We start from the raw sequence: 12,510 nt of genomic DNA, 5'->3' as shown, positions 1-12,510 counted from the left end.
TTCTATATGCTCATTTTTACACAAAATAGCTCATGCATATGAAAGAAAAGAGGTACAAAAATATGAAAACAAAACAAACAATCGCTGCGTCTACACTAGCTTTAGCAATGATTGCTGGCGCAAACTCTGCTCATGCAGAAGTAAATGATGCTACTCCTCAGCAAAGTACGGGAGATCGATTAGCTGAAATTAAGCAACATAAACAAGAGTTAGATGCGAAATTACAGCAACACAAAGAAAACGTGGATCAAACATTAAATGAACTTAACAAAGTTAAGGAAAATGTTGATACAAAGGTGAATGAACTACATGAACGCAAACAAGTTGCTGATGAAAAAATTAACGAAGTTAAACAGCATAAACAAGAACTAGATGCAAAACTTCAGCAAGACAAACAAATCGCCGAAGATAAAATCGCTGAAATTAAAGAGCATAAAAAACAAGTAGAAGATAAAGTTGCTGAAGTAAAAGAACATAAGCAAAATATCGATAACAAAGTGAATGAGATTAAAGAACATAAACAAACTGTCGATGAAAAAGTGAATGAAATGAAGCAACATAAAGAGAACATTGATCAAAAGGTTAATGAACTTAAGGAAGTTAAAAAACAAGTAGATGAAAAATTAGCTGAGTTAAAGAAAGCGAAACAAACTGCTGAAGACAAACTCGCTGAACTAAAAGAAAACAAGCCGAATACTGGTAACACGTTAGAGGAACTTAAGAAAATTAAAGGCAATTTAGACAGTCTTTCCGCTAACTTAGAACTAGCTAAACAAGATGTAAAAAACAAACTAGCTGAATTACAAAAGGCTAGAGAAGATTTACTAAATAAAATTAACGAAATTAAACAATCGAAACAAACTGTTTCAGACGATTTAACAAAGAAAAAACAAGACTTAGATATTAAAATCAACGACTTTAAGCATACTGAGAAAAAAATTGACGACAAATTAGCTGAGTTACATACAACGAAGCAAAATGTTGATAACAAGATTAATGAAGTATCACAGTCTAAACAAACGCAAGCAGATAATGGTACTAAAAACAATAACGCTAAAGAACTTCCTAACGCTGGTAGCGAGCAATCAAACAATATGGCTCTAGGAATGCTATCTGTATTAGGCGGTGTTTTATTACTTACTCGTAATAAAATTAAAAAGTATTTATAAAACAGCTATCATTTTGATTATATAATCTACTGTCCCTTCTCTAAGAAGCCTATGCATAGGCTTCTTAAGGAAGAGACCAAATATAAGTACGTTTACAAACTAGTTATCCCTCTACAGTTAGATTCTATTTCTATCCACATATCATTTGTTGCAGAGCCCAACCTTTCACTTTTTCATTATGATAATACCTCAAAAATAAATATAATTATCAAATTTCAAACTTAGATTAGTTCCTTATACTTTAACAAAACTGAAAAACTGTCATTCCCCTAAGTCATACTAATAGGAAAGTGTACAATTCTTTAACAATACTAACTCTTAATTCATACACTACTAATAGAACTTGTGTAGCAATAAAATTTTCCAAATCATCTAAATCACCATATATTTAACCTCTACTCGTACCTACATGATATTTTCATCCCCCTCTCATAAAGTTCTTATTCTTCTAATTACTACATGACCATGTTCCATTGCTACATTAGAACGACATCTATAAATATTGATAAGGAGTGAAATACATGGGTTCAACAAAACTTACAGGACGAGTAATTTACAAAGGAGATCCCGGTTATTTAGAAGCTATTAAGAATTGGAATCCTTACGTTGATGTCTTCCCCCTCGTCTTTGTTTTTGCACAAAATTCATATGATGTTAGTAACGCCATTAAATGGGCTCGCGAAAATCATGTTCCGTTACGTGTTAGAAGTGGTCGACATGCACTAGATAAAAACCTTTCTGTAGTAAATAGCGGCATCGTTATCGATGTAAGTGATATGAACAAAGTAAGTTTAGATAAAAAGAATGGTATCGCAACCGTTCAAACTGGAATTCACGTCGGGCCACTTGTAAAGGGACTAGCTAGAGAAGGTTTTATGTCACCGTTTGGAGATAGTCCTACAGTTGGAATCGGTGGCATTACAATGGGCGGTGGTTTTGGAGTAGTCTCACGAACAATCGGTCTAATAAGTGATAACCTTATTGCTTTAGAAACAGTAGATGCGACAGGCCGAATCATTCAAGCAGATCAATGTTGCAATAAAGATTTATTATGGGCTTCTAGAGGTGGTGGTGGTGGAAACTTCGGATACAACACTGAATATACATTGAAGCTTCATCGTGCCCCTAATACTGCCACAGTCTTTAATATCATTTGGCCATGGGATCAGTTAGAAACTGTTTTCAAAGTTTGGCAAGAATGGGCACCTTTTGTAGACTCACGATTGGGCTGCCTTCTTGAAATTTACAGCAAAATAAATGGACTTTGCCATGCAGAAGGTATTTTTTTAGGTTCCAAAAGTGAACTCATCAAACTATTAGAACCTTTAACAAATGCTGGAACTCCAACACAAATTGTTATAGAAGAATTACCTTACCCAGCCGCTATCGATTTCTTAGATCCAGATGAGCCAATCCCTGGTCGATCTGATCAAAGTGTGAAATTCTCTTCTGCCTGGGCACTTAACCTTTGGCCGGAAGAACCTATTTCCATTATGAAACGATTTTTAGAAGAAGCTACTGGAACAGAAGCTAATTTCTTTTTTATTAATTGGGGAGGTGCTATTAGTAAAGTACCTAGCAGTAAAACAGCGTTCTTTTGGCGTAGCCCGTTATTTTATACAGAATGGACTGCTAGCTGGAAAGACAAGTCTGAAGAAGCTGCCAATCTAGCATCAGTTGAAAGAGTTCGTCAATTAATAAAGCCGTATGTAACTGGTTCTTATGTTAATGTTCCAGATCAAAACATCGAAAATTTCGGACAAGAATATTACGGAGCAAACTTTGATAAGCTGCGGAAAGTAAAAGCAAAATATGACCCCGAAAATCTTTTCCGTTTCCCACAAAGTATACCCCCCTCTTCCTCTTGTTAATGCTTGAAAAAACAAAAAAAAGAACTCTTACAATTGTAAGAGTTCTTTTTTTCATCATACCAATTTCCCATCTCTCAGCGTCAATATACGATCACATACATCAAGCATTCTTTCATCATGTGTAATCATAATTGCTGCTTTTTGGCTCTCTTTCACTTCACGTTTCATCATTTCAACAACTTCACGTGCGCGTTTTGAGTCTAAGCTTGCCGTTGGCTCATCCGCTAATATTAAATCTGGGTTGTTCATGAACGCACGAGCAATTGCTACCCTTTGTTTTTCCCCACCAGATAGTTGATTTGGATAATGATTTTTTCTTTCTCCTAATCCAAATGCCGCTAATAAATGATCCGCACGCTTTTCTGATTCTTGTTTACTTTCTTTTTTTAACTTAGCAATGTAAAGCAATTGTTCTTTCACATTTAAATATGGAACAAGATTTGCGAACTGGAAAATGAAGCCGATTTTTTTCAAACGAATGTCTGTCATTTCCTTTTCTGATAGCTTCGTAATATTTTGCTCACGAATGTAAATATCCCCTTTTGACGGTGATAATAGTGCACCCGCGATTGATAATAATGTACTTTTCCCTGATCCAGAAGGACCGACGATGCCGATAAACTCTCCAGCTTTCACATCAAGCGACATCGGATGAAGGGCTGTTACTTCCGTATTTCCTTCTCCGTACACTTTACTTACTTTGTCTAATTTCAATAATGAAGTCATTACATCCCGCCTCCAATTGCTTCTAATGCATCAACTTTTAATACTTGGTATAACGAAATAAGTGTTCCTAAAATACTAATTACAATAAAGATTGCTGCATATTGTGCAATCATCGGTGTTGTTAATAAGAACGGCATACCTGCTGGTAAAATTTGTTCTAACCCTTGTACAAGAACGATACTGATTACCATCGCAACGACTGATAAGAATAACGCTTGCACGACTAAGCTATTTGCTAAATACGAGTTCTTCGTACCAATTGCTTTTAATACACCTAGTTGCTGTGTTTTTTGTAGTGTAATAACATAGAAGAATACACCGATTAATAACGCAGCGATCACAAGTAAGAACGCAATGATCATCGTTAATGTTCCTTGCTCTTCTTTAAATCCTGGAATACTTTGCAGTACTTCTTTTTTATCGATAACGTGAGCATTTTTAATTTCTTTATCTGTGTTAAGTGCAATTGCACTATAATCTTTTTGATTTGGTTGTGAAATAGATCCCCATACGTCTTCATTTACATAAACGACTGGTGTATGGCTAAACATTTGATCTTTCGTAAATCCGACGATTTTAAATTCTTTCTTTGAAACAGGATCGATAATTGTATCTCCAATATCGATTCCCTTCTCTTTAATCGATTCATCAGCAACCATCTCGTTGTTTGCTGTACCTAATTTCTCACCTTTTACAATGTTCGGTTCTAAAAATGAATCTCGTTCGCTTGAAAAAATAGCGATATCAACCTTTTTCGAACTATCTTTCTTTTCATACGTTGAAACTTTCACCCGAAATGGAACTGCCTCTTTCTCGCCCACTTGATTTACTACGTTATCTACATCGTCTTTCTTAATTTGTGAACGAAGTAATTTATTTTCCGCATCATCTGCTAAAACGAACTTATTTGCCTCCATATTTTGAATCGATGAAGCATTATCATATGATAATCCATTTGCTAATCCCGAAATGACAAGAACTAAAAATGATAGTAACACCATAATCAGTCCGATTAATCCGTATCTTAATTTTGATTGTTTCAATTCACGCAGAGCTAAAAACATTTCGCTCGCTCCTTCCTCTTTCTTTCTATGCACTTATCATAAAAAAGAAATATGAACGGAATATGAACAGAAGATTACAGAGTAAAAAAATAAATTTTCTGAAAGTATTGAAAATAAATAGAATCCTTGATACAATTCAGTCAAATAATATTGACCGAGTAATTTAATTCAAGGAGTTGATCATGTTGAAGCCCGTATTAACACTAACTACTTATAGCCAACTAAAAGCATTAAGCGATCCACTACGTGCCGAAATGATGATACGTCTATGCGAACGTCCTTATACTGGACAATTACTATCTGAGAAATTCGGCATTTCAAGGGCGAAAATTCATTATCATTTAAAAGAATTAGAAAAGAATGGTCTTATAGAGATCGTTTATACAGAAGAAAAGAATGGGATTATTCAAAAGTTTTATCAATCTGTCGCGAAAGGCTTCACCCCTGCTGCAGATCTATTACCTCATTTAGAAATATTAAGCGAATCAGGTCGCCAAATCTTTTTACAAATGATAGAAAGAACGAAAAGCCAAATTCTCGCTGCACCAGAAGAAGCTTTTACATTACGAAATGCAAGTGAAGATCCAGCTAAGTGGAATTACGTTTCATCCTGCTGGGAATTTGATGCTACGCCAGAACAATTTCAAGTGTGGGTAAAAAAGTTTTATGAATTAATGGCTGAATTAAACGAAATCACAAAAGGTGCAGATAAAGATCCGAATAGTAAACCTTATTATATTTCTACTACTGCACTTCAAATCGCTGAGAGAACAATGCAGCAATTTATTAAAAAAGAAGAAAAATCGTAATACGATTTTTTTTACATAAACGGTCAAATTTATTTTACCGAATAAATTTATTATAAAGGAGTAGATAAAGTGGACATATTAAAAAACCGGAATTTCCTCTTATTATTTTTAGGAAGAATTTTCACCAACATAGGAGATAGTTTGTATTATGTAGCCGCGATGTGGCTCGTATACAAATTAAGTGGTAATCCTTTTTATTCTGGATTGGCTGGTTCCCTTACGTTATTACCTTCTGCATTACAATTTCTTACTGGTCCATTCGTTGATAGATGGTCAATAAAAAACACCCTCGTCATCACACAAGTTTTGCAATGCATTCTTATTTTAATCATTCCTATTACACACTACTTCGACCTACTAACAGTCCACCTACTACTCATCATCATGCCAATCGTAGCCTTTATTGAACAATTCGCCTATCCCGCACAATCAAAAGCTTTACCACTTCTACTGCATAAAACACAATTATTAAAAGGAAATTCACTCTTCTCATTTGCATATCAAGGCATTGATTTAATTTGTACGACTCTTTCTGGAATATTAGTAGCACTATTTGGCGCCATTACTTTATATGTAATCGACTCCTTTACATTCGCGATTACTGCCCTTTTGTTCTTTTCATTAAAAATGCCAAAACAAACTGAAGCAGACACAACACTTTCAACTAAACAATATTTTACTGATTTAAAAGAAGGGTTTTCAATCGTATTTCGTTCCTTAATGGGCGTCTTCTTAATTGGTTCCGTTGTCGCTAATTTTTCAATCGGTATGACGATGGCAATACTCCCTTCTTTCGCTGATTCTTTAGGCGGTGTAAAATTATATGGTTTCTTTTTAGCCGCTATATCCGCCGGTTGTTTAATTGGAGCACTATTCAGTTCATGGGTTGGTAAACATAATGTTGGCCGTGTCTCCATTATTAGCTTTGCGACTGGCGCTTTCTTTTGGTTTCTCTCTACAGTTGTACCGTTTCAATGGTTATCCATTTTTTTATTCGGCTTAGCTTGGATACCAATTGGTGCGACCAACATATTATTTGCGACTATTGGTCAAATTGTAATTCCAAACCAATATCTTGGGCGTATCAATTCAGTCACACGAAGCATGGGCACAATTGCTATGCCACTCGGCTCTTTAATTGGCGGATACACTGCGAATGTATATAGTAGCCAACTCATTTTCGCGCTTGCTAGCATTGGGATTTTATTCATTTCCCTCGTATGGCTGCTTCATCCAAAATTACGGGCTTTGCCGAAAGCTGATGAAATTACGGCAGATACTTTTGAGCTTCGGTTTAAGGAAGAACGCGGGAAAGGTGCGGCTTTATAGCAACCAAACATAACCCCGTTCTAAATTGGGGACAGGGTTAAAAATATAGTTATTTCATTTTGGATGTAAAATACTTCACTAAAAATATAACAATAAAGTCGTTTGAATATCTAAAATTTATTCAACAATAGCACCAACTAAAAGGTTCCGTTAACGCTTTGATGGCCATGCCCCCTGCATTTTCCTTAATTGAATAATTTGGCCTGTATGATAAGCATCATGAAGCATGATGTCCAGTAATTTACCTTCAAGTGAATTTTGTTCAAGCTCTCTTTCAGAAATTGCACTTAACACCTGTCTTAAATTACGCTGAGCATTTTCAGAGCGTTCAACGACTTCCTTCCATTCCGTATCATTATTAGATTGCTTAGTAAGATAAAAGGTGTCATTACCGTCAAGATTATGTGTCCATTCACGTCCTTCCAAGTTTGCAGCAAGTCTTTCTTTGTAATAAGTGAGATGATTAACATTCTCCCAAATGGTATTTGTTGTCTCTCCAGCTGGTTTCCACATAGCCTGTTCAGCTGTAAGTCCTTCTATAGCATGTTTAAACGGTGCATACCAACTCTCTTTATCGAATGTTGAATCTAGTACGTTTAATAACAAGTCAATTCGTTTCAAAGTAATTTCCTCCCTAAATAGCTAAATTTTCAATAAAATCCTTATAACTCTGTAGAGATTCTACATTTTCAAATAAACTTCCTCCTAATCTTATTCTACAAACAAGTCCAATTATGGATTAGGATTACTCACATCTTTAAAACAACTCTTTTCACTTTACACATAGACTAACGAACAAAAAAGAGGCCGTTCCGAAACAGCCTCTTTCATCTATTTAGGAAGCTCCACCCGAACAGTCGTCCCTTCCCCTTTCGTGCTATATACCAAAACGGTCCCTTTATGCAGTTCAACAATCTTCTGCACAATCGACAATCCTAAACCGCTACCTTCTACGTTTCTTGCCCTTGCTGTATCCACCTTGTAAAAACGATCAAAAATACGATCCATTTCTTCTTGCTCCATACCGATTCCGTTGTCTGATATAGAAATTATAACGTTAGACTCTAACTCTTCCACGAAAAACTCAATCGTTCCACCATCGTTCGAAAACTTAATGCTATTCGTGAAAATGTTACTCCATACTTGATGAAGTAAGTTTTCATCACCTTTTATAGTGATATCTGGCACATCAAATTCAACGGCGATATCTTTTTCCCGCCATTTCCATTCAAGCATAAAAATGACGTCTTTAATTTGTTTTTGTAAGGAAAAGTCTTTTATTTGTAAAACCTTTTCCTCCTTATCTAATGAAGCGAGCGTAAGTAACTGTTTACATAAACTAGACATTCGCTTACTTTCGCCTTCAATAATTTGTAAGTAATGATTTCTTTCTTCCTCACTCATCTTTTCTGTTTGCAACGTCTTTGAAAAACCTTGTATAGAAGAAAGCGGCGACTGAAATTCATGTGAAACGTTCGAAACGAATTCTTGTCTCATTTCATCTAGTTCTTTTATACTTTTCGTCATCTTTTGGAAGCTTGTAGATAACGTTCCTATTTCATCTTTTCGTTTTACATCTAATTCAATTTCATATTCCCCACTCGCAATTTTTTGCGTAGCCTTCGTAAATTTACGGATTGGGCGAACGATATAACCTGCTGCAATCGCTATAAAGATAATGCTTAATAGTACGATAAACCCAAGTAATACCGCTAAGAAAATTCGCATTTCGCCAAATTGGTTCTGAATGTCGGGGCGAATAAATAATGCGTACTGTTTATCACCGTGCTTTACCGGTACACCAACACTATTTATTAATTCATTATCGAAAAACCCTGTAATAAAGAGACGAGTTGGATAGGTGGAAACACCATTAAACGTTTCTCCTTGCAATACTTTATGAACAGTAGCATCGCTAATAGACGTCTTACGAAACGCATTGCCAATACGCTTTCCATTCTTTTGATCATCGACAATATAAATTTCATACCCTAACTTTGCGATAGAATGTAAGTACGCCTCTTGATTTTCTTCACTTTGCTTTTCATATAACGATTTAACTTCTTCAGCATACTTTAAAATCTTTTCACTGTTATACGGTTTTAACTTCACTTGATAATATACGTTCGTTAATAAAAAGCCGATAATACTACTAAGTAGCATAATGCCGACCGTCATAAATACAAATCTAGAATATAGTGATTTCATCTTATTTCAACTCCAACTTATACCCGAGGCCGCGCACTGTCGTAATTTGAAAATCATCCGTTCGTTTTGAGAAACGATCTCGTAGTCGCTTCACATGAACATCAACTGTTCGTTCATCTCCCTCAAAATCCATTCCCCATACTAATTCAATTAATTCTTCTCTTGAAAATGTTCTTCCAGGATAACTAGCAAGTTGTGATAATAGCTCAAATTCCTTTAAAGGAAGCAAAATTGTTTGACCGTTACACTTTACTTCCACACCTTTTCGATCAATTGTCGTTCCGTGCAACGTAATAATATCTGCACTCAGCATTTGATAACGACGTAATAAAGCTTTCATACGGAAAATCACTTCAGCTGGTTCAAATGGTTTCACAATATAATCGTCTGTACCAGAAATGAAGCCTTTTTCTTTATCCACTAACTGGTCTTTCGCAGTTAATAAAATAACAGGAATATCATGATACTTCCGTATTTCTTCACATAACGTATAGCCATCAACAAATGGCATCATAATGTCTACAATCGCAAGATGAATATTTTCCTTCTCTAATACGTCTTGCGCTACCTTTCCATCTTCCGCCTCAAAAACTTGAAATCCCTCTTTTTGTAAATGATAATGCAACAACTCTCTAATATGTTTATCGTCATCAGCTAATAAAATATGTATCATCTTCATTAAACCCTCTCTCGTTCATCCTTCTACATCACTACATTAAGAAACAATTAGATTTTTTGCAAGAAAAAGAAAAAGAATCTATTTTGAAAAAAGATTATTCAAAATAGATTCTCACGTTTTAGTATTAAGATTATTTTAATCAAAAACAATTTTTAAGCCTTCGAAATATCAACAAATCCTTCTCCGAACACATCACGAACATCGTGTATAGCGATGAACGCCGCCGGATCCGTAGTTTGAACAATCCGCTTTAGCTTCACTACTTCTTGCTTATTAATAACAACATAAAGAATTTCCTTCGGAGTTTTCGTGTAATAGCCATGACCTGAGTACACAGTAACCCCTCTGCCCATTAAGGTAGTTACCTTCCCGGCAATTTCATTGGGATTATCAGAAATAATCGTAATGGCTTTCTTCGGATTTAAACCTTCAATTACAAACTCCATCACTTTCGTTGCTACATATAACATAATAATTGTTATCATCAGTTTTTCTGCACCAATGATGAAATACGATGAAAACGCAACGATTAAATCGAAGAACAGTAGACCGTAGCTAATGCTCCATCCTAAATATTTATGTGTCATCCTTGCTAAGATGGTAGTACCTGCAGTTGTTCCGCCAACACGAATGATTAGACCAATCCCGCATCCAATAAATATTCCTCCGAAAATGGCATTTACGAGCATTTCATCCGAAGCGATCGTCCAACCTTCTGTCAAATGAAGAAATAGTGAGTTTGTAACTACAGCAATGATTGTATAAATTGTTGTAATCTTATTTAAAAATTTATAACCGGCTATTAACAAAATCGCATTTAAAATTAAGTTAACTAAACCCGGTGACCATTCAAATAAATAGTACGTAATAATCGTGATACCTGTTACTCCACCCTCACCAAACTCGTTCGGGATAACAAATAAATTGACACCTAACGCAAAAAGAAATGCACCGATAATAATAAAAATAATGTCTGTCGTTCTTTTTTTCATACAGTACCTCACTTCTTATGTAAATATTTATTCTGTCATAAACTCTCACCATTATATCGTGGAATATTCAAATCGAACAGTGGTTTATTTTTATTTTAATATAGGATGATAAGTCAACTTTATCCTATATCCACTTGTAATTAAGAAAGTAAAATAACTGTATTTATTATGTACTACAACTAAAGTTTTGATTTCACATGCAATTCAGCCTAAAAAATGAATATAAACACTCTCACTCGCACAAACTTCAAATACAAAGCAAATAAGCGAAGCTATAGAATAGACTTCGCATCAAGCGTGTGATCATAGAAATTCATATGGGATTTTATATTCATACGTTTCAGAAATAAATTCACTTATCTTTCTCCATATATTCTTTAATCTTTCGTTCTTCCCACTCTTTCCCAAATATCCCAACTGGAAAAGTTGTCAAACCGTGTATAACGATACCTATCCCCCAGCCTGCAAGTGGATATAAAAACCATAATTTACTTGAATCAGAACTTATATTTATAATAAAAAGCATTAAGTTCACTAGTATATAAACCGTTAAATGAATGTAAAAAGCTTTTAAATTCTCTACCCTTTTTTTAGCTCGTAAATAAACCTCATCTTGTTCCACCCTTAAACACCTCTTTCAATCTTGTATTTTTTCACCTTCGCTCTAGTGTTAACATCATATTCTTATTGGAAATCCGTTATTCTCAAAAAACACAAAACAAAAAGTACCCATCAAATTGTTATACACATAATAATTTGATGGGTACTGCATGATACATTTAGTTTTTACATGTATTGTTTGGAGAAAATTGCAAATAACGACTTATACTCGCCTTATTAAGACCAAATCCATACATCATCATTATTTTCAGCGTTCGTCTTTGCTTCATGAACTTTTTCAATATGATCAACTGTGTTCCAATTAATAGAAATACCCCCCCAGCCCACATACTTCATATCAATTTTCACTTTCTCACCCACATTAAATACTTGTCCCTTTGTTAAGAAAACATCAATAATATCTTTCTTCCCATTTAGCGATGGATACTCAACTACAACATATTTAGTAGCACCGTCTCCCTCATCTTCCATCGTTCCTACTTTTGATACTTCTCCAATTACATAATTAGGTGAGCCATCTTCTTTCATGTGCATACCTAACTTGTTTGTTGTATTTTCAACTGCAGTTGCAACCATATATTCTGTAAAATTACGCATCATAGATCCAGTAGCTTTTACTTCATCTCCTACTTTCACGTTTGAAAGTGAATCAATATACACACTAACAGGTTCCTCATATTGCTTAGATTTTACAACAATCACACCGTTATCTACTTCTACTACTCGTCCTTCTAACGTTGAGAAATTCGATTCAATAGAAGCTGCACTCGCTTTTGTTAGTTCTAATCCTGGTACATTTGTTCCTGATAATGCTGCGATCCCTAAAGCACCTGCTAAAATTATTTTTTTCATACCCATATGTAACATCTCCATTCATGATGATTTTATTTTTTTGATTGGTATCGACCAACCTGTAATCATTATAGTTACAGGTTATAAAAATAACAACCGTTTTCCTCATGCAATGATGCATACTGTGATTTTCAAATATAAATTTTAGCAAAAAATATTTGTAGATTATTCCTATATTCAGCACTAATAC

At 34.9% G+C, this 12,510-nt stretch carries 12 protein-coding genes; 4 read left to right on the top strand and 8 right to left on the bottom strand.

Features of this window, described 5'->3' with window-relative positions; translation table 11 throughout:
- Positions 1-62 precede the first annotated feature (62 nt).
- Positions 63-1,169, top strand: coding sequence for an LPXTG cell wall anchor domain-containing protein (locus CQ064_RS19610; protein ID WP_000851005.1), 1,107 nt, complete (start codon positions 63-65; stop codon positions 1,167-1,169).
- A 521-nt stretch (positions 1,170-1,690) separates the two neighbouring features.
- A complete protein-coding gene (locus tag CQ064_RS19605) occupies positions 1,691-3,040 on the top strand; it encodes an FAD-binding oxidoreductase (protein WP_000535922.1) in 1,350 nt (449 codons plus the stop codon).
- Between the two features lie 54 nt (positions 3,041-3,094).
- Here the strand turns inward: CQ064_RS19605 and CQ064_RS19600 are convergent, their stop codons facing one another.
- Both CQ064_RS19600 and CQ064_RS19595 read right to left on the bottom strand, forming a co-directional pair.
- Positions 3,095-3,766, bottom strand: coding sequence for an ABC transporter ATP-binding protein (locus CQ064_RS19600; protein ID WP_000202605.1), 672 nt, complete (start codon positions 3,764-3,766; stop codon positions 3,095-3,097).
- Positions 3,766-4,830, bottom strand: a complete 1,065-nt coding sequence (locus tag CQ064_RS19595) for an ABC transporter permease (protein ID WP_000477752.1) — start codon at positions 4,828-4,830, stop codon at positions 3,766-3,768. Before CQ064_RS19595 ends, CQ064_RS19600 begins: the two co-directional genes overlap by 1 nt.
- A 185-nt stretch (positions 4,831-5,015) precedes the next feature.
- On the opposite strand from CQ064_RS19595, the gene CQ064_RS19590 reads away from it, so the two are divergent.
- Together CQ064_RS19590 and CQ064_RS19585 are read left to right on the top strand one after the other, a co-directional pair.
- Complete coding sequence (locus tag CQ064_RS19590; RefSeq protein WP_024927960.1) at positions 5,016-5,639, top strand: ArsR/SmtB family transcription factor; 624 nt, start codon at positions 5,016-5,018, stop codon at positions 5,637-5,639.
- Between the two features lie 69 nt (positions 5,640-5,708).
- Positions 5,709-6,968 (top strand): MFS transporter, encoded by a 1,260-nt coding sequence (locus tag CQ064_RS19585; RefSeq protein ID WP_003270977.1) that lies wholly within the window; start codon positions 5,709-5,711, stop codon positions 6,966-6,968.
- A gap of 150 nt (positions 6,969-7,118) precedes the next feature.
- On the opposite strand, the gene CQ064_RS19580 is transcribed toward CQ064_RS19585, so the two are convergent.
- From CQ064_RS19580 to CQ064_RS19555, 6 genes are all read right to left on the bottom strand, one after another.
- Positions 7,119-7,589, bottom strand: a complete 471-nt coding sequence (locus CQ064_RS19580; protein WP_000821001.1) for a DinB family protein — start codon at positions 7,587-7,589, stop codon at positions 7,119-7,121.
- A gap of 210 nt (positions 7,590-7,799) precedes the next feature.
- The gene (locus tag CQ064_RS19575; RefSeq protein ID WP_000839489.1) at positions 7,800-9,176 is read right to left on the bottom strand and encodes a sensor histidine kinase; all 1,377 of its coding nucleotides are present in this window, start codon (positions 9,174-9,176) and stop codon (positions 7,800-7,802) included.
- 1 nt (position 9,177) lies between these two features.
- Complete coding sequence (locus CQ064_RS19570) at positions 9,178-9,855, bottom strand: response regulator transcription factor (protein ID WP_000781973.1); 678 nt, start codon at positions 9,853-9,855, stop codon at positions 9,178-9,180.
- Positions 9,856-10,007: 152 nt separating this feature from the next.
- Complete coding sequence (locus tag CQ064_RS19565) at positions 10,008-10,847, bottom strand: YitT family protein (RefSeq protein ID WP_000747488.1); 840 nt, start codon at positions 10,845-10,847, stop codon at positions 10,008-10,010.
- Between the two features lie 352 nt (positions 10,848-11,199).
- The gene (locus tag CQ064_RS19560; RefSeq protein ID WP_000434263.1) at positions 11,200-11,469 is read right to left on the bottom strand and encodes a 2TM domain-containing protein; all 270 of its coding nucleotides are present in this window, start codon (positions 11,467-11,469) and stop codon (positions 11,200-11,202) included.
- Positions 11,470-11,684: 215 nt separating this feature from the next.
- Positions 11,685-12,326, bottom strand: a complete 642-nt coding sequence (locus tag CQ064_RS19555; RefSeq protein WP_000525484.1) for a F0F1 ATP synthase subunit alpha — start codon at positions 12,324-12,326, stop codon at positions 11,685-11,687.
- Between the last annotated feature and the right edge of the window lie 184 nt (positions 12,327-12,510).

Origin of the sequence: Bacillus sp. MYb78, from assembly GCF_002975115.1 — a bacterium.
In the GTDB taxonomy this organism is placed as follows: domain Bacteria; phylum Bacillota; class Bacilli; order Bacillales; family Bacillaceae_G; genus Bacillus_A; species Bacillus_A cereus.
This window is presented reverse-complemented; position numbering and strand designations above follow the sequence as displayed.

Bases quoted from the DNA above. Each gene is read 5' to 3' on its own strand.
- CQ064_RS19565 (WP_000747488.1), bottom strand. From the start codon at position 10,847: ATGAAAAAAAGAACGACAGACATTATTTTTATTATTATCGGTGCATTT.
- CQ064_RS19605 (WP_000535922.1), top strand. From the start codon at position 1,691: ATGGGTTCAACAAAACTTACAGGACGAGTAATTTACAAAGGAGATCCC.
- CQ064_RS19575 (WP_000839489.1), bottom strand. From the start codon at position 9,176: ATGAAATCACTATATTCTAGATTTGTATTTATGACGGTCGGCATTATG.
- CQ064_RS19610 (WP_000851005.1), top strand. From the start codon at position 63: ATGAAAACAAAACAAACAATCGCTGCGTCTACACTAGCTTTAGCAATG.
- CQ064_RS19600 (WP_000202605.1), bottom strand. From the start codon at position 3,766: ATGACTTCATTATTGAAATTAGACAAAGTAAGTAAAGTGTACGGAGAA.
- CQ064_RS19555 (WP_000525484.1), bottom strand. From the start codon at position 12,326: ATGGGTATGAAAAAAATAATTTTAGCAGGTGCTTTAGGGATCGCAGCA.
- CQ064_RS19570 (WP_000781973.1), bottom strand. From the start codon at position 9,855: ATGAAGATGATACATATTTTATTAGCTGATGACGATAAACATATTAGA.
- CQ064_RS19595 (WP_000477752.1), bottom strand. From the start codon at position 4,830: ATGTTTTTAGCTCTGCGTGAATTGAAACAATCAAAATTAAGATACGGA.